Genomic DNA, 21,324 nt, shown 5'->3' with positions numbered 1-21,324 from the left:
AAGCCTAGGGCAGACCGGTCGATCACTCCCACCCGCCGGGCGGGTCCTGGGACGCCGCTCTCATCGCCTCGGGCCCGCCGAGCCTCCCCGCCGTCCGGATCCGCTGGTGACTCGCCCGCTCAGCCGTCCTTGCCGCCGTCCGGCTCGGGGCAGAGTTCGCCCTTCGGCCCGCAGTCACCGTTGTTCGACCCGCCCGGCCCGGTGCCACCCGGCGCGGGATTACCGCCGTCGCCGGGCGGTCGGGCGGGCGAGCCCCCGGCCGCACCGAAGCGGACGTACCCGATCTCCCGCCCCTCGCCGACGATCATGCCCTGCGACCCGACCGCGAGGGCGTTCGCCGAGGTGCGCAGGACGGCCAGTTCCCGGCCGGTGCGTGGGTCCAGCGCGGCCAACCGGGACGGCTTCTCGTCGGCGACCACCGCCGCATACGGGGTGAGCGCGGCACCGGCCTTGCCGCTGGCGGGTCGGGTCCACAGCACCTTCTCGGTGCCCAGCTCATGGGCGGCCACCGACCGCTTGTCGGCCGCCCGGAACACCGCCAGGCGGTCGTCGACCGCGATCAACTTGGTGCCCGAGCCGCCGACCCAGAGCAGTCGCCCGTCGTACCCGTCGATGACCGCCTCGCGGCCGTCCGGGCCGACGCCGATCAGCACGTTCCGCGCGCCCTGCGGGTCTTCGCGCTGCACGCAGCCGGCGGAGTCGGCGGTGCGCAGGTTGACCCCGGCCCGCTGCCAGGCCTCCTGCCCGGTCGCCGGGTCCCGCGCGGAGATGGCGAAGTAGCAGGTGCCGTCCTGGGAGCGGGCGGCGATCCGAAGCATCCGGCCCCCCACCACGGACAGCCGCTCGTCCCGGCCGGGTTCGACGTTCTGCAACACACGACCGGTGGCGGTGTCGACCACGTGCACGCGGCCATCCACCGGGAACCCGAGCAGCGGTGGCGCGGGTTCCGCCCCGGCCACCCCGTCGTCGATCCGGGTGTTGGTGAGCCGGCGGGTGCCGCGCAGGCCAGGGTTGTCGGCGAGCAGGCCGCTGTGCACACCGGGCAGGAACGCCGTCCAGAGTGGCGTGGTGCCGCGCGGGTCCCAGGCGCTCAGGGTGCAGTCGGTGGCGTCCGTGCAGCGGGCGTCGAGGAGCAGGTTGCGGTACGTCCACACGGCCACCGCGTCGTCGTCGCGTCGCCGGGTCACCCCGGTGGCCGGGTCGAGCAGCTCGTACCCCTTGACCAGGAGCTTGCCCACGGCGACGACCGGGTCACGGTCGCCGCCGGCGACCGCCGACCAGTCCGCCTTGCGCTCCCACAGCTGGGTGCCGGTGGCCAGGCTGCGGGCCTCCACCCGGGTGCGCTGCTCGACCACGACGGAGTCGCCGGCGATGGTCACGCTGCGCGGAGTGCCGCCGACCCGTTGCTGCCAGACCACGTCGGGCTCGGAGATGGGTTCGCTGCGGTCCACCCAGTCCCACAGGCCGGGGAAGGGGTTCCACACGCCGGTCGCGGCGAGGGCGACGACCACGGCAAGGCCGAGCAGCAGCCCACCGCGCACGCTCCCCTTCGCCACACCGCACACCGTAGCCACGATCACGGATCTTCCGTACGCCCACGCCGCCGTGTCGCCACGCTTTCTGGGCTCGGAGGTGTTAGAGCGCCCTTCCTTCGGCCCGAACGGCGCTCCGCACCAACGGAAGCGTGCGGTAGGGGATCTGCTCGGCCAACGCGATGATCGTGGACGCCCGGGTGATGCCCGCGGACGAGACGATCTGGTCGATGACCCGTTGCAGGTCGGTGTTGGAGCGGGCCACGATCCGGCAGAGCAGGTCGCTGGAGCCGGTGATGGTGTGCGCCTCCAGCACCTCGGGGATGGCGGCGAGGTGGGCGGTGACCGGGTCGTGGCCGTGCCGCTGGCTGATCTCCAGGGTGACGAAGCTGGTCACGCCGAACCCGATCGCGGCCGGTGAGATCTCCGGGCCGAAGCCCTCGATGACCCGCCGCTCGACCAGCTTGTCCAGCCGGGCCTGCACGGTGCCCCGGGCCACGCCGAGGCGACGGGAGCACTCCAGCACCCCGATCCGCGGCTCCTCGGCGAGCAGTTCGATCAAGCGCACATCGAGCCCGTCGAGCTGTACATTCTGCTCACCATTCATGGGTGCCAACCATACCGAATGCGCAACCTGACCAGCATTTCCGTCAACAGTTGCCCACCCGGTGCCGGGCCAGCGATCCTCGCCACAAGAACCGACCACGGCGGCCACAAGGCCGGCCGGTACGCGAGGGAGCCCACCATGACCCAGGCGATCGACCGACCCCAGTCGACCGAGGACGTCGACGTCGACCGGCTCGTCGGCGCAGTCGACCACGACATCAGCCACGACCCGTTCCCGGTCCGGGGCCTCGACCACGTGCACTTCCTGGTCGGCAACGCCAAGCAGGCCGCCCACTACTACTCCACCGCGTTCGGCATGACCTGCGTGGCGTACCGAGGCCCCGAGCAGGGCTACCGGGATCACGCCCAGTACGTGCTGACCAGCGGCTCGGCCCGTTTCGTACTGACCGGCATGGTGCGCCCGGACGCCGACGGCGCCGACCACGTGGCCCGGCACAGCGACGGGGTCAGCGACATCGCGCTGGAGGTCCCGGACGTCGACGCCGCGTACGCGCACGCCATCGCGCAGGGCGCCACCAGCGTCGTCGAGCCGCACGAGGTGACCGACGAGCACGGCACGGTCCGGATGGCCGCCATCGCCGCGTACGGCGACACCCGGCACACCCTGGTCGACCGGTCCCGCTACACCGGGCCGTTCCTGCCCGGCTTCGTGGCCCGTGGCCCGATCGTGAACCGGCAGCCGATGATCGACGCCGGCATCCAGCCGAAGCGCTTCTTCCAGGCCGTCGACCACGTGGTCGGCAACGTGGAGCTGGGCCGGATGGACGAGTGGGTCGAGTTCTACAAGCGGGTGATGGGCTTCTCCAACATGGCGGAGTTCATCGGCGACGACATCGCCACCGACTACTCGGCGCTGATGAGCAAGGTCGTGGCGAACGGCACCCGCAAGGTGAAGTTCCCGCTCAACGAGCCGGCGATCGCCCGCAAGAAGTCGCAGATCGACGAGTACCTGGAGTTCTACCAGGGGCCTGGCGCCCAGCACATCGCCGTCGCCACCAACGACATCCTGGCCAGCGTCGACGCGATGCGGGCCGCCGGTGTGGAGTTCCTGGACACCCCGGACTCGTACTACGAGGACCCGGAGCTGCGCGCCCGCATCGGCAACGTGCGGGTGCCGATCGAGGAGCTGAAGGCCCGCAAGATCCTGGTCGACCGGGACGAGGACGGCTACCTGCTCCAGATCTTCACGAAGCCGGTGCAGGACCGCCCGACGGTCTTCTTCGAGCTGATCGAGCGGCACGGCTCGCTGGGCTTCGGCAAGGGCAACTTCAAGGCGCTCTTCCAGGCGATCGAGCGGGAGCAGGAAGCCCGCGGCAACCTGTAACACTTGCGAGCGTGACGCAGCCTCCGTCGTACCCGACGCCGCCGGTCGGTGGGCCTCAGCCCGCCGCCGGCGCCGTCGCGCCGCCGCCCGGACCACACCCGCAGGGGTACGCCGCGCCGCCGCAGTACGCCCCACCCGGTTACGCCCCGCCGCAGTGGCACGCCGGACCACCCGGCCCGCTGCCCCCGCCGCTGAGCCCGGGCGGTCAGCCGCTGGCCAGCTTCGCCGACCGGCTGCTGGCCTGGCTGATCGACACGGCGCTGGCGACCGCCGTGTCGCTGGCGTTGTTCAGCCCGTTCCTCGTCATCCTGTGGCTGCGCATGTTCAGCGAGATGACCCGGACCAACCCGGACGGGACCTTCGTGGAACCCGACCCGGCCGTCTTCCTCGTGGACTTCTTCCTGCCGATGATCCTGCTCCAGTTCGGGCTCATCGTGGTGATGCTCGGGCTCTACTGGCTCTACCACGTGGAATACCTCAAGCGCCGCGGTCAGACCCTCGGCAAGAAGGCCATGAAGCTGCGGGTGGTGCCGCTCGACCCGACCCGCACGCTCAACCGGGGAATGGCCGGGCGACGGTGGGTGGTGCAGTACCTGGCGGGCTCGCTGGTCCCCGGGAGCAGCTACCTCGATGGGCTCTGGCAGCTCTGGGACAAGCCGTGGCAGCAGTGCCTCCACGACAAGTTCGCCGAAACGGTCGTCGTTAAGGTGTCCTCGTGAGTGTGCAACCCGGCTGGTACGTCGACCCCGCCGACACCGAGACCCGGCGCTACTGGGACGGCGAGGGTTGGCTCGGCGCGCCCATTCCCGTCGACGCCACCCCGCCGGACGGTCCACCGCCGCCCGAGCCGGTCACGCCGCCCGAGCCGCCCACGCCCCCAACCTCCGGTCCGACCTCCCCGGGGCCCGTCGCACCCGGCTGGCCGCCACACCAGGGCCCACAACCCGGACCACAACCGGGGTACGGCCCGCCGCCGGGTCACGGCCCGGGCTGGGGACCGCAGGCCGGCCCGCCCGGTTGGGGTCCGCAGGGCGGTCCTCCCGGCTGGGCCCCTCCGGGTGACCAGTCCGCCGGGACGCCCCCGGCCGGTCAACCCGGCTGGGCGCCTCCGGCTGGTCACCCCGGCTGGGTGATACGACCGCCCGAGCCTCGGCCGCACGGCCTCAGGCTGGCCGGTTACGGCCGCCGGCTCACCGCGCGGCTGATCGACCTCGCGCTCCTCCTCGCACTGAACGTGGTGGTCAACGGCTGGTTCGTCTGGCGCTGGGCACAGGAGTGGGCACCGTACTGGCAGGAGTTGTTCCGGCGCGCCGCGCGCGGCGACACCTCCGCCGAGGGCCTGCCCGTTCCCGGCGAGCAGGCAGGATCGCTCCTCGTGGTGATCCTGCTGATCGCCACCGCGCTGTGGCTGGCGTTCGAGGTGCCCGCCATGGCCGCCGGTGGGCAGACCGTCGGCAAGCGGGTGATGCGGATCCGGGCGGTGCCGATGGCCGCTGACCAGCCGTTGGGCTTCGGCCGGGCGCTGAGCCGGTGGAGCACGCTGGGCCTGCCGACGCTGCTCTGGTACTGCGCCGGGATCGGCCTGGTGCTGCAATTCGTCGATTCCCTGTCCCCCCTCTGGGACCACCCTCTGCGCCAGGCGCTGCACGACAAGCGCGCGCAGACGGTGGTCGTCGAAGTCCCCTACCGCCCCGCTTCCGCCCCCTCGAACGACCGCGACCAGCCCCCGGGAGACACCCCATGACCGACTCCGGACGTCACCAGCCGGCGCTGCGGCTGACCCGCGCCGACCTGGACGCGTTGCCCAACTACGTGCCGGGGCGCAGCCCTGCCGACCTGGCTCGGGAGTTGGGCCTGCCGGAGGCCATCAAGCTGGCCAGCAACGAGGTTCCCTACGGGCCGCTGCCCGGCGTGGTGGAGGCGGTCACCGAGGCGATCACCACCTCGCACCGCTACCCGGACATGGGCGTGGTCGCGCTGCGTGACGCGCTGGCCCAGCGGTACGGCGTGGACGCCGACCGGATCGCCACCGGCTGCGGTTCGGTGGCGCTGGCCGAGCACCTGGTCCGGGCCACCTGCCTGCCCGGCGACGAGGTGCTCTACTCGTGGCGGTCGTTCGAGGCGTACCCGATCATCGTGGCGACCAGCGGCGCGACCAGCGTGCGGGTGCCCAACGACGCCGGGCACGGGCACGACCTGGCGGCGATGGCCGCGGCGGTGACCGACCGGACCCGGGTGATTTTCGTCTGCAACCCGAACAACCCCACGGGTACGGCGTTGCGCCGGGCCGAGTTGGACCGGTTCCTCGACGCGGTGCCGGACGACGTGCTGGTGGTGATCGACGAGGCGTACCGGGAGTTCGTCACCGACCCGGAGGTGCCGGACGGGCTCGACTACCTGGACCGGCCCAACGTGGCGGTGCTGCGCACGCTGTCGAAGGCGTGGGGGCTCGCCGGGCTGCGAATGGGCTGGTTGGTCGCCCAGCCGGTGGTGGCCGCCGCGATCCGCAAGGTGGCGACGCCGTTCTCCAGCAGCACGGCGGCCCAGGCCGGTGCGCTCGCGGCGCTGACCCAGGCGGCCGAGATGGAGCGCCGCTGCGCCCTGGTCGTCGCCGAGCGGGACCGGGTCACCGAGGCTGTCCGCAAGTTCGTGCCGGACCTGCCGACGAGTCAGGCCAACTTCGTCTGGCTCCCGCTGGCCGACCGCGCGGTGGCGTTCGGCAAGGCGTGCGAGGCGCGTGGCGTGATCGTCCGGCCGTTCGCCGGGGACGGCGTCCGGGTCACCATCGGCACCCCGGCCGAGAACGACGCGTTCCTGGCCGCCGCCGAGGCGGCGCTGACCTGAGCGTCGACCTGGTGTGACCAACCAGTGACATAAGAGGGCGTTTGTCCTGTTTAGGGTGTTTTTACCCCTATCTTTCGAAGTAGCCGGTCGTGCGAGGACGCACACCGGCTCACTTCGAGAAAACGGGGTAACGAACAGTGCGTACTGCCAAGATCTGTTTCGCCGGGGCGGCCGCCGCCGCGATGGTGGGAGTCCTCGCCGCACCGGCCGCTGCCGCGCCGACCGACACCACGACCACCACCTTCGAGGTGCTCGCCGGCACGCTCGACATCGACGCGCCGGCCGCCGCCGACCTCGGTGACGGCGCCCCCGGCGGCACCATCACCGGCCAGCTCGGCACGGTGACCGTCACCGACTCCCGGGGCGCCACCGACGCGTCCTGGGTCGCCTCGGTGACGGCGACGGTCTTCCAGACCGGCGGTGGCTCACCGCCCGAAACGGTCCTACCGGAGGAGATCAACTACTGGTCTGGCCCGTCGACGGCGTCCACCGGCGACGGCACCCTCACGCCGGGACAGGCGGCCGCCGGCGACGCCGATCCGCTGTCCAGCGCCACCCCGCTCACCGCGTTCACCCACAGCGGCGGCACCGGCGGCAACACCGCCAGCTGGAACCCCACCCTGGTGGTCAACGTCCCGCTGGACAGCATCGCGGGCGTCTACACCGGCACGGTGACGCATTCGGTGGCGTAGCCCCCGGGGGCGGTCGACCATCGCGGTCACGCTCGCTCTGTTCTGCCTCGCCGGTCCGGGTCTGTCGACCCGGGCCGGCGCGGTCGAACCGGACGTGGGGTCGGACGACGGGGCCATCGGGATCCGGCTGTTGGAAGCCCCGGCCGACCGCCGCACCGATCCTCGGGCGCTGCGCTACGTCGTCGACCACCTACCGCCGGGCACCACCATCAATCGGCAACTGCTGATCGTCAACCGCACCGACGAGACCCGTCGCGTCGACGTGTATCCGGCAGCCGCGACCCTGGAAGCCTCCGCGTTCCGCTTCGGCGAGGGTCGTGCCGAGAACGAGCTGACCTCCTGGGTCACCCTCGACCAGCGCGCGCTGGAACTGCAACCGTGGGGCGAGGCCCGGGTCCGGGCGACCGTCACGGTGCCGCAGACCGCCTCGAAGGGCGAGAGGTACGGGGTGATCTGGGCGTCCACCGCTTCGGCACCCCGGGCCAGCGGTGAGGTGACACAGGTCCACCGGGTCGGCGTCCGGATGTACCTCGACATCGGGCCCGGCGGCGAACCGGTCTCCGACTTCTCGATCGGTGAGGTACGTCCCGCCCGCGGCCCGGAGGGTGACCCGTCGGTGACCGTCCAGGTCCGCAACACCGGCGGCCGCGCCCTCGATCTGACCGGCACGGTCTCCCTGACCGACGGTCCAGCCGGCAGCCGGGCCGGCCCCTTCCCGATCGGGCAGGGCGTCACGCTGGCACCGGGTAACGCCGGGCAGGTCATCGCCCGATTCCCGGTCGAGTTGCCGAACGGCCCCTGGAAAGCGGAGGTGAACCTGGAGAGCGGGTTGGTGAAGCGAAGCGTCACCGCGCAGGTCCAGTTCCCCGATGCGGGTCAGGTCGGAAAACGGGGCAGCGTCGTCAGCCGGATCATGTCCGGCTGGGCCGTGGGGGCGGCCGTCGCTGGCCTGCTGTTGGTCACCGGCCTCGCGGTGCTGGTCCGCCGATCCCGGCGATCCGGTCGGCCGCCAGCCGGCCGGCCGAGGGAGCGGATCCGCGCTGGCGGCTGACAGCACGCCGGCGACCGCACGGGCCGCCAGCCTGAGGGCACAGGCCGCCGGCCGGAGGCCGCACGGGCCTGGCCGGAGGCTCAGGTCAGACCGGCCGCCTCCGGCGGACAGCGAGCCAACCGACGAGGAGCAGACCCCCGCCCAGCCCGACGAGCAACAGTGTCGACCCGCCCGGGCCGGTGACCGGCAACTGACCACCGTGGCTGGGCGTGGGTTGAGGAGGGTCGGGCGTGGGAGTGGGTGGAGGCTGGGTCGGTGTCGGTGTCGGTGTCGCCGGCAGGATCTCGAAGGTGACGCCGGTGTCCGCCGACGGCTCGGCCCGGACGGCGCTGATCCCGCGCGCCGATGCGGGGTCGACGCTCAGCACCGGCGGGACCGCCAGCACGAGGCTCGCGGTCGCGGCGAGCGCGCCGCCCACGAGGTAGCTGGCTGCTGTCCGACCCATGCGCCGACCCCTTTCCCGGAAACCTGAACCATGAAAAACCTACCCTTTCTGGACAAAGGGTATGGGCTGGTCGAGGGTTCAGGTGCCGAAGACGCCACGATCAGGTGGCAGCCAGGATCACCGCTTCGCCGGTGTAGTAGTAGCGCTGGTCGTCACCGTCCGGGTCGACCGGCTTGCGGAGTCGTTCGACAGCGACGTAACCGTCCGCCGCCGCCACCGCCCCGGGGACCCAGCCGGTCCCGTCCGAGCCGACGTTGAGCAGGAAGCGGGACAACTGCGTACCCGTCGCCGGATCCAGCGTCACCAGGTCGTTCGCCTCGGTCAGCAGGTGCACCCGGCCAGGCTGCGCGGCCAGCACCCGGGCCGCACCCAGGCCCTCGGACCGCCACAGCTCCGTGCCGGTGGCCGCCGACCGGCCCACCGCGACCCCGTCGAGCACGACAACGGCCTGGTCACCGACCAGCACCGCGCCGGCCGGATCCAGCGCCGGGGCGGCGACCGGCACACCAGCACCGAGCAACCAACCCCGGCCGCCCTCGTCACCCGGACCGGAGGTCCGCAGGGCGAGGCAGTCCGACTGGCCGGTACGGCAGCCGATGGGAGTCACCACCAACTCGTCCGGGCCACCCGGCGGTCGCCAGCGCTCGCGCACGACGCCGGTCGCGGCGTCCCGGAACTCGATCGTGGCCGGCCCGGCGCAGGTGTCCAGGCCGATCAGCTGTCCCGAGGAGCTGGTGCCGACGTCGCTGCGGCACCTGCCCGGCAGGTCGACCCGCCACAGCTCCCGGCCGTCGCTCAACTCGACCCCGCGCGCCTGGGCGTCCCCGCTGACCAGCAGCACCGTTCGACCGCCCGGGAGGTCGGCGAGCTGGAGCCCGCGCGGGTCCCACACAGGGGCCGCCCAGGTACGTCGCACCACCGCCGTGCTTGCGGCCGGCTTCGGACCGTCGGCCTTCCAGAGCACGCCGCCGGTCCGCGCGTCGAGGGCGACGAGTTGGCCGTCGGACCAGCGGCTGACCACCGTGCTGCCGCTGGCGACGATCCCGGTCAGCTCGGCGGGCCAGCGCCGGTACGACCAGTACGGGCTGGTCCGGTACCGCCCGTCGACCGGCCGGTCGGCGTAGACCTGACGGTGTGCGGCGTACACCCGCAGTCGCCCGTCCACGATCAACGGGGCGACCGGCAACCGACCGATCACTCCGGCAGCCGGTCGGGCCGGGGGCGGGTAGTCACCCCGCGCCAGCGTGCTCACCTCCGCCGGTGCGAGCACCCGGTGGACGATGACCGCGACAGCTGCGATCGCGAGCAGCGCCGCGACCGCCATCACGAGCCGTCGTCGACCCCTCGGGAACCCCATGCCGCACCTCCGACCGGCACCCTACCCAGCGGAACCGGCCGCACCCCGCTCAGGTCACGGCGACGACGGTCGCGCGGAGGGCGGATCTGACGGGTCGGCGCTCAGGCGGCTTCGACCGAGCCGAGGACGCCGGCCGCGACGGTCAGGTCGGCGAGATCACGCCGCAACGCCACCTCGACCGCCCGCGCGGCGAGACCGCCGAGCAGCAGCGCCACCACCCGACCGTACGGGTCGGTCGGCGCCGCCTCCTGGCTGACGGTGATCGCCGTGCAACCCCGGCGGCGACGACGGACCGGACGCAGGCTCCAGGTGATGCGGTAATCCACGCCGGCACCGGAGGAACAGAGAACCAGCCGATGGGGAGCGACTGCCTCCACCACCAGGAACTCCTCGCTCAGCGTGCCGCCGCCCGGCTGGGCGCGCTCCTCACGCCAGGCGGTGCCCGGGCCGAACGGCCCCGGGGTGAGGATCTCGATCGGGCCGGCGGCGCTCAGCCGGGCCGCACGGCCGGGCAGGTCGGTCAGCAGACGCCAGACATCGACAGCGTGCGCCTCGATGAACCCGGTAACCGCGACCGTCGACATGCCACCCTCCCGTGTCCCCGACGGTACGCGGAGTGAGGGCCGGACGGGGCCCCCGGGACGGAATTTCCACCACCCGGAGGCCGCGCTGTCCGTTTGGACCGTTGCTCGGCACCGGACGTCGTCGACCGGTGCCGATGCTCCGGTCAGTGCTCGAATCGACCGGCCCGGATCGCGCCGATGAAGGCTGTCCACCCCGGCGGGCTGACCGCGAGCGTGGGGCCGGCCTGGTCCTTGGAGTCGCGGACCGCGACCAGACCGTGGACGTCAACCAGGTTGTCCGCGACCTCCACGCAGAGCCCCTGGTCGTTCGAACGGCTGCTGGTACGCCAGATTGCGCCCGTAAGATCGTGCATCGTCGTTACCTCCGTGTGCAATGGAAGCCCCACCGCTGAGAGCCGGGCGGAGCCCGGCCCGGATCGCGCGGCGAGGCAACGGGATCCGGACGATCAACGGGTCAACCGGGGCCGGTTATCGCACGGGCTGTGCGATGACCGGTCCCGTGCACGAGACGGATGGAATGCGACCGTTCAGTTGGCCGGACGAATGGTGCCGCTGACCTCGCCGAGGGCGATGGTGGTGCCGTCCGGGCCGGGCGCGGTGGCGGTGATGGTCACCGTGTCGCCGTCGGCGAGGAAGGTGCGGCTCTCGTCGCCCACCTTCACCGGCTCCGCCCCACCCCAGGTCAGTTCCAGGAACGAGCCGACCTGCGATCGGTCCGGGCCGGAGACGGTTCCGGAGGCGTACAGGTCGCCGGTGCGCAGTGACGCGCCGTTGACGGTGAGGTGCGCCAACTGCTGAGCCGGCGTCCAGTACATGGTGGCGAACGGCGGCTCGCTGACCTGCTCGCCGTTCCACTCGACAGCCAGTCGGAGGTCCAGGCCCAGGTGCGGCACGTCACGCAGGTAGTCGACCACCGGCGGGTCCTGGTCGGGGGCGGGCACGAACGCGTCGCCGAGCGCGTCCAGCGGCGTCACCCAGGCCGAAACCGAGGTGGCGAACGACTTGCCGAGGAACGGCCCGAGCGGCTGGTACTCCCAGGCCTGGATGTCCCGGGCCGACCAGTCGTTGACCAGCACCACCCCGAAGACGTGGTCGGCGAAGTCGTCGACCGACACCCGACGCCCCATCGGGCTGGGCACGCCCACCACGAAGCCGACCTCGGCCTCGATGTCGAGGCGTACGGACGGGCCCGTGACCGGGCCCTCGGCGGAGGCGCGCTGCCCGGTCGGTCGGATCACCGGCGTGCCGGAGACGACCACGGTGCCGGCCCGCCCGTGGTAGCCGATCGGCAGGTGCTTCCAGTTCGGCAGCAGCGGCGGCTGGCCGGGGCGGAAGATCTGCCCGACGTTCGACGCGTGGTGCTCGGACGAGTAGAAGTCGACGTAGTCGGCCACCTCGATCGGGAGCAGCATCTCCACGTCGTCGAGGGGCACCAGCAGCGGCTCCACCGCGGGTCGGTGCGCCGGGTCGGTCAGCAGCTCGGTGATGCGCTGCCGCACCGCCGTCCACTGCGGACGGCCCAGCGCCATGAACTCGTTGAGGGTGGGCCGGCACAGCGCACCGGCGGCCAGCACCAGGTCGGCTGCCTCCGCGGCGGCCAGGTCGAACACCCAGGACCCGATCCGTACGCCGATCCGCGGCTGACCCTCGTCGGACCGGAACACCCCGTACGGCAGGTTCGTCACCCCGTACGGCGATCCGTCAGCGCCGGTCACCCAGGTCATGCGTCGTAGCCCCCGTTCACCAGCCCCAGCCGGATCAGATCGGTCAGTGGTTCCAGGATGCTGCACGAGCCGAAGCCCACCCACAGTGGGCGCGGTAGGTCCAGTCGTGTCGTCGCCCGCTCCACCAGTGGGCGTGGGTCGACCACGGTCAGCAACTCGGCGACCGCCTCCACACCGTCGCCGTCGGCGGCGGCCAGGGTGGCGGCCAGCACGTTGGCGTATCCGTGGTGGGTGAACCCGGTCTCCGAATCCAGGTGCCGGACGGCCTGGTGCAGCCCGGCGGTGAGCTTGAAGGGCAGGCCCCGGTCGCGGCAGGCGCAGATCACGGCGGCGAGCTCGGCTGGCGTGGGAAAGAGTTCGGCGGCCAGGCCACCGGTGCGGAACTTGGCCGCGACGGGCACCCCGTCGTTCCGGGCCGCGGCGAGTGCGTCCAGCGCGCCCATCAGCCCGAAGGTCAGGGGCAGCTCGGCGTAGACGGCCTCGACGTCCGGCAGCGCATCGGTCAGCCGCAGCAGCTCGGCGATGCCGGGCAGGGGGTCCTCGCCGCGCTTGGCGACGGCCACCTCGACCTGGCGGGCGGTGACGCCGTCCGGGGCGAGAAACGAGAGCGCGTACGGCAGGTTCCCGATCCCGGTGTCACCGATCAGCCCGATCACCAGGCCCTCACCCGGGTCGACGAGACCAGTCAGCTCGCCCGCCGAGACTGTCGAGGCGGGGATCAGCAGCGGGCCGACCAGGTCGGCGTACCAGGCTGCGCGGTGCCGGCGGTGGGCGGTCAGCGCGTCGGGCAGCGTGGCGCTGCCCGGGGGGAAGACGGCGGCGTCGTCCACCAGGCCGTCGAGGAGTGCGGGCACCTGCGTTGACACGGAACAAGAATGTACGGGACGCTACGAGGAACGGACAACAGCGTCCGATTATCGGACGCGGTTGATCGGTGAACGGAACATATCGGGAGGCGAGATGCCGTATTACCGCAGCGTCGGCGATGTGCCGCGCAAGCGCCACACCCAGTTCCGCCAGCCCGACGGCACCCTCTACGCCGAGGAGCTGATGGGCCAGGAGGGCTTCTCCTCCGACTCGTCCCTGCTCTACCACCGGCACGCGCCCACCGCGATCCTGGCCGCCGACGAGTTCACCCCGCCCGCGTTCACCCGGGCACCGAACCTGCCGCTCAAGCCCCGCCACCTGCGCACCCACAAACTGGACACCGGCGGCTCCGACCCCGTCCTCGGCCGGCAGTACCTGCTCGCCAACGACGACGTACGGATCGGCTACGTGCTCGCCGACCGCCCCTCACCGCTGTTCCGCGACGCCACCGGCGACCACTGCCTCTACGTGGAGTCGGGCACCCTGCGGGTCGAGTCCCCGTTCGGGGTGCTGGACGCGGTGGCCGGCGATTACGTCATCATCCCCACCTCGACCATCCACCGGTTGGTGCCCACCGGTGACCAGCCCGTCCGCCTGCTCACCGTCGAGGCGTCCGGGCACATCGGCCCACCCAAGCGCTACCTCTCCGTCCGCGGCCAGTTCCTGGAGCACTCGCCGTACTGCGAGCGCGACGTCCGCGGCCCCGACTCGCCGCTGCTCGTCGACGGTGAGGAGGTCGAGGTGCTGGTCCGCCACCGCCGTGGTTGGACCCGCTACGTCTACGCGAACCACCCGTTCGACGTGGTCGGCTGGGATGGGCACCTCTACCCGTGGGCGTTCTCCATCCACGACTTCGAGCCGATCACCGGGCGCATCCACCAGCCCCCGCCGGTGCACCAGACCTTCCAGGGCCCCAACTTCGTCATCTGCTCGTTCGTGCCCCGCAAGGTCGACTACCACCCGGACGCGATCCCGGTGCCGTACAACCACCACAACGTCGACTCCGACGAGATGCTCTTCTACACGGGCGGCAACTACGAGGCCCGGCGCGGTTCCGGCATCGAGCAGGGCTCGATCTCCCTGCACCCGTCCGGGTTCACCCACGGTCCCCAGCCGGGTGCAGCCGAGCGTTCCATCGGTGCGGACTACTTCGACGAGTTGGCCGTCATGGTCGACACGTTCCGCCCCCTGGATCTCTGCGACGCCGCCACCGGCTGCGAGGACGAGGGATACGCCTGGACCTGGGCGCGTTCGGTCTAGTCGCGCTGGGATTTCGCCGGAGCCCACCCGCTCTGGGCGGTCAGGCTTGATCCCGACGCGGGCGGGCTCCGGCGAAACCCTGACGTGCGCGAGCTGGGCGACGCTTGTTGATCTGTCGCGGTGCTGCCGGAGAGGGCTAGCGGATCGCGGTGCGGGTGAACACGGCGAACTCAGCGATCGCCGTGGCGACGATCGCCAGCACCAGCGGCCATGGCGAGCCGATCACCGCGTACACCAGCAGCAGCACCGGCGCGGCGGCCACGGCGTAGACCGCCAGGGCCATCGCGCGGTCAGAGTGCAGCATGGCGGGCAGGACGGTCCGGGCCAGCCCGGGCAACCGGGCCGCGAGCTGCCAGACGACGATCCCACCGGTGAGCGCGGCGAGCACCGCCAGCATGCGGGAGAACCCGTCGCTCGCCGACGCCGCGACCGCGACCAGCACCGCCGCCACCAGCGACCACCCCGCCCCGTAGAGCACCAGGCGGTGCAGGCCGGACGCGAGGGTTCGCGGCGAGTCGACTCGGCTCGGGCTGATCGACACCGCGTCCGCCACGTGCGCCAACGCCTCCGACCAGCGGCGCTGCTCCAGACGCATGACACCGACCTCGTGCCCGGCCTCGGCGAGGCGCGGGTCGAGCCGCAACGCCTCCCGGTAGGCCCGCTCGGCCAGGTCGAACAGGTCCAGCCGGGCGGCGACCAGGCTGAGCACCAGATGAGCCTGCGGCTCCTCCGGGGCAAGCTCGACCCCGCGCCAGGCCGCGTTCAGCGCCGGCTGCCCGTTACGGGCGCCGGCCAGGATCGCCGCCGCGCTGCGCTGGGCGTACGCGTCGGCCGGGCCGAGGGCGAGGATCCGGTCTGCGGTGGCAGCCGACTCGGCGTAGCGCTCCAGATCGGCCAGGGCCATGCCCCGGGCGACCAGCGGCGGGAGCGCCTCCGGTGCGGCGGCCACGGCCGTGTCCGCGGCGGTGAGCGCCTCGGCCGGACGGTCGGCGGCCAGGTGCACCCGGGCCAGCATGGTGAGGGCATCCACGTCGTCCGGCTGGAGGGCCAGCCCGTAGGTCAGCTCGCCGGCCGCCTCGTCGTGGCGGCCGAGCTCGGCGAGGAGTTGGGCGCGCTGGACGTAGCCGTCGGCGGCGGACTGGTCGGGAGCGGGATCGCTGGACATCGCGGCGAGCTTAGGCGGCCGGCGCGTTGTACACCAGAGCCACCGCGATGCCGGTGAGCCCTTCCTCGCGGCCGGTGAAACCGAGCCCGTCGGTGGTCGCGGCGGACAGGGTGACCGGGGCGCCGACGGCGGAGGAGAGCACCTCCTGCGCCTCCGCACGACGCTTGCCGATCTTGGGACGGTTGCCGATGACCTGCACGGACACGTTGCCGATCTCCAGGCCGGCGGCCCGCACCCGGCGGGCCGTCTCGGTCAGCAGCGCCACACCGGACGCGCCGGCCCACTCTGGTTGACCCACCCCGAAGACGGAGCCGAGATCACCGAGGCCGGCGGCGGAGAGCAGCGCGTTGCAGGCGGCGTGCGCGACCACGTCGGCGTCCGAGTGCCCGGCAAGGCCGTCCTGGTCGGGCCAGAGCAGCCCGGCCACCCAGCAGGGCCGACCCGGCTCGAACGCGTGCACGTCGGTGCCGATGGCCACCCGGGGAACGATCATGATCAGAGCGTACGCGTCAACCGCCGGCGGCAAGCAGATGCTCCGCCAGAGCCAGGTCGAACGGGCGGGTGATTTTCACTGCGTACTCCGAGCCCGGCACGCAGGTCACCGTCACGCCCTGCTTCTCGACGAGACCGGCGTCGTCGGTGAGGGAGTCACCGGCTGCGGCGTGCGCGGCGCTGAGCACCGCCCGGCGGAAACCCTGCGGGGTCTGCACCGCGCGCAGGGCGGAACGGTCGACGGTGCCGAGCACCACCTCGTCGGCGCCGACCTCCTTGATCGTGTCGACGACCGGCAGGACCGGGATCACCGCGTCACGCCCGTCCCGGACTGCCGCGGCGACGGATTCGACCAGCTCGGGCGGCGTGAGCGCGCGGGCGGCGTCGTGCACCAGGATGATCGTCGGGCCAGCGGGCACCGCGGCCAGCGCGGCGGCCACCGACGCCTGTCGCTCCGCGCCGCCGGCCACCACGATCACCGGCGCGACCGGGGCCAGCAGCTCACGGACGGCCGCCACCTCGGCGACCGGCGCGGCCACCACGATCGTGTGCACCGACGGTGCGGCGGCCAGCCGTCGCACGGCGTGCACGAGGAGCGGCTCGCCGCCGAGCAGGCGCAGTGCCTTGGGTCGGCCGGGGCCGAGACGTACGCCCGCACCCGCCGCAGGCACGAGGACCGCGACGTCACCGCGCGGATTGAGCTGCGCGGTCACGTCACGGTCCTCGGTGGTTTCTTTGCTACGAAGTGGGTACGACGATGCTGTGCGGACTAGGCCTCGGTGAGGACCTTGTCGAGCAGCGTCTCCGCCTCGTCCTTGGTGCTCTTCTCAGCCAGCGCGACCTCACCGACGAGAATGTCGCGGGCCTTGGCCAGCATCCGCTTCTCACCAGCGGAAAGGCCCCGCTCCCGCTCCCGGCGCCACAGGTCGCGAACGACCTCGGCGACCTTCAGCGGGTTGCCGGAGGCCAGCTTTTCCAGGTTGGCCTTGTAACGCCGCGACCAGTTGGTCGGCTCCTCGGTGTGCGGAGCCCGGAGAACGTCGAAGACCTTGCCCAGGCCCTCTTCGCCGACCACCTCGCGCACACCCACGATCTCGGCATTCTCGGCGGGCACCCGGACCGTCAGGTCACCCTGCGCGACCCTCAGGACGAGGTATTTCTTAGGCTCGCCCTTGATGATCCGAGTCTCGATTGCCTCGATGAGTGCGGCCCCGTGGTGGGGGTAAACAACGGTCTCGCCGACACTGAAAACCATAGGTTCGAAACCCCTTTCGCTGTGTCTAGGGTAACACGGTCAGGCACTGATGTCTCTCCGATGTCCTGACCATTGGCGCAGCTCAGGGGCCCTGTGAGAGGTCTTGCTTCAGCTTGACAGGCGGTCAAACCAATGGTTCGAACACGCTCCGTAACGAACGAATGACTGCCCGGTACGGGTGAACGGAACGTCGAGATCAAGGGCTACGCGCTCCTCCCATGGTAGCCCGGCCAGCGGGACTGCGCCCAGGTGTAGCGGGAGGAGCCCCTGGTGCGCGACCCTGGAGACCTAGCCGCACTCCGCTCTCGAGACGCTTCCAGGAGGTCCGATGGGCAAGCCGGACGCAGAGGGCCACGGGCCGACCGACGGCCTGCCCGGTCTGCCGCCCGAGTGGGGCCGTGTCGTGGTTCCCGACGACGCCTCCGCGCTCGCCGCCGAGGCCGCCCAGATCCGCCGTGAACTCCGCAGGGCCACCGGCCTGCCCCGCAGCCGCGCTCTGGGCCTACCGCTGCTGGTCCTGCTGGTGGCGGTCCTCACCACGCTGACCGGCCTGGTCGCGGTCACCTGGCCACGCGCCAGCCGCAGCGACCGTCCGACCCCGGCGCCCTACTCGCCACCCGCGACTCTCGCCGGGCGGGCCCTGCCCGCACTGGACCTGGTCGACGCGGGCCAGGCGCCGGTGCCACTGCGCGGCCTGCTGCCCGCCATGATCATCCTGCTGGACGGCTGCCCCTGCCCGGACCGCGTCGCCGACGCCCTGACGGCTGCGCCCGCCGGGGTTTCCGTGGTGACCGTCAGCGGCGGCCGGACGGCGCCAGCCCCACCGACCAACCGACCGCAGGTCCGGGCGCTGGCCGACCCAGCCGGAGGGCTGCGCTCGTTCCTGGGCCAACCGGCCCGCCCCGGCGTCGCCACCGCCCTGCTGGTCGACCGCGCCGGCACGGTGACCCTGGTGCTGCCCGACCTGGGGCCGGTGGACACCTACCGAGGTGAGCTGACCGCCCTCGGCGCCTGAGCGCAGCTCACCGCCTGGGCGGCCTGGTCGCGGCTCAGCGCGTTGAGTGCGGCGCGACGCGCCCGAGCGCAGCCTGGCGGCCTAGCGGGGCAGGAAGACGAGCTGCGCCTGCACGTCGATCTCCCGCTCACCCGTCGCCGACAGCGACACCCGGAACGGCCTGCCGTGCGCCAGCACCTCGGCGCTGGCGACCGTGCCGTCGCAGTCGATCTGGGACGGCCCGGCGAGCCCGGCCCCGGAGACGCTCACCAGCATGGCGCCCGGCCTGGTGCACCGGTATTGCAGGAGGTGACGGCCACTGTCGCCCGCTGCCTGCCGGACCACGCTCTGCCCCGGAGCGAGTGTCGCCCGCTCCTGCCAAACGGTGTCGCGGAACGAGGGCAGATCATCCCCGAAGAAGAGGGCAGCGAGATTGCCGTCGATGTCGACGATCTTGCCGGTCTCCGGGTCGATCTCCGTCCGTACGCCCTCCGGGATGCTGACGACCTCGCCGCTCGCGTCCACCCGCATCGTCAGCCGTTCACCGGGCGCCCCGGTGACCAGGGCGCGTTCCAGCGCCGTGCTCACACTCGGCCCGGTGGACGGGACGGTCTCCGAAGGAGCAGCCGACCTGGCCGTCGAGGCGGGCGCGGCGGCCTGCCACCACCAGCCACCAACGGCCAGCACGGCCACCGCGGCACCCACCAGGACGGCCGAGCGCAGTCGGTCGTCCGCCGTCGTATCCATTCAGCGAGCGTACCGGCCGGAGGAGGAGGTGATCAGTCCTGTCGATCGAGCAGAGCGGCGTACAGGGTGAGGCCGGGACCGAACGCCAACATGACGACACGTCGAGCCGCAGGAGTCGCACGGCCCAGCCGGTCCAGGATCAGCAGCACGGTCGGGGACGAGCAGTTGCCGTGCTCGTCGAGCGTCGCCCGGGACGCCGCCAGACCCTGCGGCGGCAACGCCAACTCACGCTCCACCACGTTGAGGATCCGCGGCCCGCCCGGATGCACCGCCCAGCCGTCCACCTCGGAACTGGTGAGACCGTGCCGGGCCAGCAGATCGTCGACCAGCGCACGGACGTGCCTCGACAGCACCTGCGGCACCTTCGGTGACAGCCCCATCCGGAAACCGGCGTCGGTGACGTCCCACGTCATGTGGTCCGCTGTCGAGGTGTCGGTGACGGACGTGACCTCGCGCAACGCGTACCCCGGGCCACTCGGCGTGACCACGGCGGCGACCGCCGCATCCGAGAAGAGCGCGTGGGAGACGATCTGCTGGGTGTCCACCCTGGCACTCGACGGTTGGATGTGCAGGCTGGTCAGCTCCGCGCAGAGCAGCAGCGCCGGTCGTCCTCGCGCGGTGACGAAGTCACTCGCCGCACCGAGGCCCGGCATCGCCGCGTAACAGCCCATGTGGCCGATGAACATCCGCTGGGTGTCCGCGGCCATGCCGAGGTCCCGGGCGAGCAGGATGTCCAGCCCGGGGGTGGCGTAGCCCGTGCAGGAGCAGACGATGAACAGCCCGATGTCGCCGGCGTCCAAGCCGGCTGCGGTCAACGCGCGGCCCACCGCCTCCTTGCCCAACGGCAGCGCCTCGACCTGATAGCGACGCATCCGGCGCTCGGTCGGCCAGTCCGACACGTCCTCCAACAGCGGGTTGACCGCAGCCTGACGCCGGGTCACCCCGGAGTGCGCGAAGATCCGCTGGGCCAACGACCTGGTGGTGCCGGTGAAGTGCCGGGAGAAGTAGCCCTCCCACAACTCGTCCTGCGAAGCGGACGGCGGCTGTGCAATCCCGAGCCCCGCGATCACTGGTACGGACACGATCCCCACCTCTCGTCAAATGCTGTCCTCCCCCTGGCCGTCCCACCAGCCGCCTCGGCTGGCCTATCTTGCGTGCGAGCCCCGCAGGGCCGGCTCACCAACGCGGTGCCGATCCGTCGCGGTCCGGGTCGCCGCCCAGGGCGGCGATGCCCAGCCAGTCGGCGCAGACATCCGAGGTGGCCGGGTGCAGCGAGCCGCAGCGGGCATCGCGGTAGAGCCGCTCCAACGGATGACCACGTCGGGTCGCCGAGGTGCCCGCCGCCTCCAACACCGACGCCGCGACCTCGGCGGCCGTGGTGCCGGCGAGCAGCTTCGCCCGCCACACCCAACGGTTGGTCTCCTCGTCACCCGGCGCCTCGTCCACCCGACGGGCCGCCTCGGCGACCACCAGCTGGGCGGCCGCCGTGGCCGCGTCCGCCCGGCCCAGTCGGGCCCGCACCGCCGGCAGACCGGCCAGGTTGCGGGCGTTGAGGTGCTCGGCCGCCGCGTCGATCGCCGCCCGGGCCACCCCCACGTACACCGCCGCGTAGCTGGCCACCAGCCAGTGCGGCATCAGTTGGGCGACCACCAGCGCCAGCCCTTCCACACCGCCGAGCAGCCGGTCCGCCGGAACCGTCACGTCCAGGTGCAGGTCGTGCGAGGAGGTGGCACGCATGCCGAGCGCATCCCAGGTCGGCTCCACTGTCAACCCGTCACCGGCCGGCACCAGGAACTGCGAGACCACCGACTGGTCGGCCGCGCTGCGCGCCGCCACCAGGTAACCGTCGGCATGCCCGGCGCCGGAGCAGAAGGTCTTGCTGCCCTTGAGATGCCAACCCTCGTCGGTCGTCTCGTACGCCGTGGTCAGCTGGGACAGCCGGGCACCGGCGCCACGCTCGCTCATCGCGACCGCGTACCAGGAGCCCTGAGCCGCAGCGGTGAGCAGCCGGTCCCGGGCGACCAGCGCCTCGTCCGGCACACCCAACGCCTCGGCCAACTCCTCGGTGACCGCGCCCAGGGCACCGGTCACCGAGGCGTGCATGTTGAACACCAGGGCCGTCGCGCCGTTGCCCCGGGCAAGCTCAGTGGCCACCGCGGCGTACTCGGCGAAGCTGGCCTCCATGCCGCCCAGTGCCCGGGGCACCATCAACCCGAAAAGGCCAGCCTCCCGCAGGTCACGGAAGTCCTCGACGGGGAAGGAACCGTCCCGGTCGTGGTCCGCCGCACGCGCGGCGAACCGCGGCGCCAACCGGCGGGCCGCCTCAAGCGCCTGCACCGTCATATCGTCTCCTCCTCGGCGTCC

General features: G+C 72.2%; 23 protein-coding genes. 8 read left to right on the top strand and 15 right to left on the bottom strand.

Annotated elements, in window-relative coordinates; genetic code table 11:
* Positions 1-119 precede the first annotated feature (119 nt).
* Both KBX34_RS15605 and KBX34_RS15600 read right to left on the bottom strand, forming a co-directional pair.
* Positions 120-1,565 (bottom strand): PQQ-binding-like beta-propeller repeat protein, encoded by a 1,446-nt coding sequence (locus KBX34_RS15605; protein WP_371409946.1) that lies wholly within the window; start codon positions 1,563-1,565, stop codon positions 120-122.
* Positions 1,566-1,635: 70 nt separating this feature from the next.
* Positions 1,636-2,139, bottom strand: coding sequence for an Lrp/AsnC family transcriptional regulator (locus KBX34_RS15600; protein ID WP_088950485.1), 504 nt, complete (start codon positions 2,137-2,139; stop codon positions 1,636-1,638).
* Between the two features lie 138 nt (positions 2,140-2,277).
* Here KBX34_RS15600 and hppD point away from each other — a divergent pair, with 138 nt between their 5' ends.
* The 6 genes from hppD to KBX34_RS15570 all read left to right on the top strand — a co-directional run bounded on the left by hppD (position 2,278) and on the right by KBX34_RS15570 (position 8,070).
* The gene (hppD, locus tag KBX34_RS15595; protein ID WP_210925560.1) at positions 2,278-3,483 is read left to right on the top strand and encodes a 4-hydroxyphenylpyruvate dioxygenase; all 1,206 of its coding nucleotides are present in this window, start codon (positions 2,278-2,280) and stop codon (positions 3,481-3,483) included.
* Between the two features lie 11 nt (positions 3,484-3,494).
* On the top strand, positions 3,495-4,202 hold the full coding sequence (locus KBX34_RS15590; protein ID WP_210791250.1) for an RDD family protein: 708 nt from the start codon (positions 3,495-3,497) through the stop codon (positions 4,200-4,202).
* Positions 4,199-5,227 (top strand): RDD family protein, encoded by a 1,029-nt coding sequence (locus KBX34_RS15585; protein WP_141911529.1) that lies wholly within the window; start codon positions 4,199-4,201, stop codon positions 5,225-5,227. The genes KBX34_RS15590 and KBX34_RS15585 overlap by 4 nt, the downstream gene beginning before the upstream one ends.
* Positions 5,224-6,327 (top strand): histidinol-phosphate transaminase, encoded by a 1,104-nt coding sequence (hisC, locus tag KBX34_RS15580; RefSeq protein WP_099849068.1) that lies wholly within the window; start codon positions 5,224-5,226, stop codon positions 6,325-6,327. Before KBX34_RS15585 ends, hisC begins: the two co-directional genes overlap by 4 nt.
* Before the next feature lie 137 nt (positions 6,328-6,464).
* The gene (locus KBX34_RS15575; protein ID WP_307871405.1) at positions 6,465-7,019 is read left to right on the top strand and encodes a hypothetical protein; all 555 of its coding nucleotides are present in this window, start codon (positions 6,465-6,467) and stop codon (positions 7,017-7,019) included.
* Between the two features lie 94 nt (positions 7,020-7,113).
* Entirely contained in the window at positions 7,114-8,070 is a 957-nt protein-coding gene (locus KBX34_RS15570; RefSeq protein WP_210791252.1) for a hypothetical protein, read from the top strand.
* An 85-nt stretch (positions 8,071-8,155) separates the two neighbouring features.
* Here KBX34_RS15570 and KBX34_RS15565 read toward each other — a convergent pair whose 3' ends face one another.
* The 6 genes from KBX34_RS15565 to KBX34_RS15540 all read right to left on the bottom strand — a co-directional run bounded on the left by KBX34_RS15565 (position 8,156) and on the right by KBX34_RS15540 (position 13,046).
* Entirely contained in the window at positions 8,156-8,515 is a 360-nt protein-coding gene (locus KBX34_RS15565; protein WP_210791254.1) for an LPXTG cell wall anchor domain-containing protein, read from the bottom strand.
* Positions 8,516-8,615: 100 nt separating this feature from the next.
* Positions 8,616-9,872 (bottom strand): PQQ-binding-like beta-propeller repeat protein, encoded by a 1,257-nt coding sequence (locus KBX34_RS15560; protein WP_210791256.1) that lies wholly within the window; start codon positions 9,870-9,872, stop codon positions 8,616-8,618.
* A 101-nt stretch (positions 9,873-9,973) separates the two neighbouring features.
* Positions 9,974-10,456 (bottom strand): SRPBCC family protein, encoded by a 483-nt coding sequence (locus tag KBX34_RS15555; RefSeq protein WP_210791258.1) that lies wholly within the window; start codon positions 10,454-10,456, stop codon positions 9,974-9,976.
* Between the two features lie 143 nt (positions 10,457-10,599).
* Entirely contained in the window at positions 10,600-10,809 is a 210-nt protein-coding gene (locus tag KBX34_RS15550; protein ID WP_088950494.1) for a DUF397 domain-containing protein, read from the bottom strand.
* A gap of 174 nt (positions 10,810-10,983) precedes the next feature.
* Complete coding sequence (gene fahA, locus KBX34_RS15545) at positions 10,984-12,180, bottom strand: fumarylacetoacetase (RefSeq protein WP_210925558.1); 1,197 nt, start codon at positions 12,178-12,180, stop codon at positions 10,984-10,986.
* The gene (locus tag KBX34_RS15540; protein ID WP_099849078.1) at positions 12,177-13,046 is read right to left on the bottom strand and encodes a hypothetical protein; all 870 of its coding nucleotides are present in this window, start codon (positions 13,044-13,046) and stop codon (positions 12,177-12,179) included. The genes fahA and KBX34_RS15540 overlap by 4 nt, the downstream gene beginning before the upstream one ends.
* Before the next feature lie 94 nt (positions 13,047-13,140).
* Here KBX34_RS15540 and KBX34_RS15535 point away from each other — a divergent pair, with 94 nt between their 5' ends.
* Positions 13,141-14,307 carry a homogentisate 1,2-dioxygenase gene (locus KBX34_RS15535; RefSeq protein ID WP_088950497.1) on the top strand — a complete coding sequence of 389 codons (1,167 nt, stop codon included), beginning with the start codon at positions 13,141-13,143 and terminating at the stop codon, positions 14,305-14,307.
* Positions 14,308-14,443: 136 nt separating this feature from the next.
* On the opposite strand, the gene KBX34_RS15530 is transcribed toward KBX34_RS15535, so the two are convergent.
* Genes KBX34_RS15530 through KBX34_RS15515 form a run of 4 tightly spaced genes read right to left on the bottom strand, consistent with a single transcriptional unit; the run spans position 14,444 to position 17,219 of the window.
* On the bottom strand, positions 14,444-15,472 hold the full coding sequence (locus KBX34_RS15530) for a tetratricopeptide repeat protein (RefSeq protein WP_210925556.1): 1,029 nt from the start codon (positions 15,470-15,472) through the stop codon (positions 14,444-14,446).
* A 10-nt stretch (positions 15,473-15,482) separates the two neighbouring features.
* Positions 15,483-15,968, bottom strand: a complete 486-nt coding sequence (ispF, locus tag KBX34_RS15525) for a 2-C-methyl-D-erythritol 2,4-cyclodiphosphate synthase (RefSeq protein WP_210925588.1) — start codon at positions 15,966-15,968, stop codon at positions 15,483-15,485.
* 13 nt (positions 15,969-15,981) lie between these two features.
* Positions 15,982-16,677 carry a 2-C-methyl-D-erythritol 4-phosphate cytidylyltransferase gene (gene ispD, locus KBX34_RS15520; RefSeq protein ID WP_210925554.1) on the bottom strand — a complete coding sequence of 232 codons (696 nt, stop codon included), beginning with the start codon at positions 16,675-16,677 and terminating at the stop codon, positions 15,982-15,984.
* Between the two features lie 56 nt (positions 16,678-16,733).
* Complete coding sequence (locus KBX34_RS15515; RefSeq protein ID WP_088950500.1) at positions 16,734-17,219, bottom strand: CarD family transcriptional regulator; 486 nt, start codon at positions 17,217-17,219, stop codon at positions 16,734-16,736.
* Between the two features lie 328 nt (positions 17,220-17,547).
* Between KBX34_RS15515 and KBX34_RS15510 the strand changes: the two genes are divergently transcribed.
* Positions 17,548-18,234, top strand: coding sequence for a hypothetical protein (locus KBX34_RS15510; RefSeq protein ID WP_210791268.1), 687 nt, complete (start codon positions 17,548-17,550; stop codon positions 18,232-18,234).
* Positions 18,235-18,315: 81 nt separating this feature from the next.
* On the opposite strand, the gene KBX34_RS15505 is transcribed toward KBX34_RS15510, so the two are convergent.
* From KBX34_RS15505 to KBX34_RS15495, 3 genes are all read right to left on the bottom strand, one after another.
* Positions 18,316-18,960 (bottom strand): hypothetical protein, encoded by a 645-nt coding sequence (locus KBX34_RS15505; RefSeq protein WP_210925552.1) that lies wholly within the window; start codon positions 18,958-18,960, stop codon positions 18,316-18,318.
* A 32-nt stretch (positions 18,961-18,992) separates the two neighbouring features.
* Entirely contained in the window at positions 18,993-20,042 is a 1,050-nt protein-coding gene (locus KBX34_RS15500) for a type III polyketide synthase (protein ID WP_210791279.1), read from the bottom strand.
* A 94-nt stretch (positions 20,043-20,136) separates the two neighbouring features.
* Positions 20,137-21,303 (bottom strand): acyl-CoA dehydrogenase family protein, encoded by a 1,167-nt coding sequence (locus KBX34_RS15495; protein WP_210791282.1) that lies wholly within the window; start codon positions 21,301-21,303, stop codon positions 20,137-20,139.
* Positions 21,304-21,324 lie beyond the last annotated feature (21 nt).

Source organism: Micromonospora sp. M61, from assembly GCF_018070245.1.
Lineage (GTDB): Bacteria > Actinomycetota > Actinomycetes > Mycobacteriales > Micromonosporaceae > Micromonospora > Micromonospora zamorensis.
The sequence above is the reverse complement of the archived record's forward strand: the minus strand, read 5'-3'. Positions and strand labels throughout refer to the sequence as shown.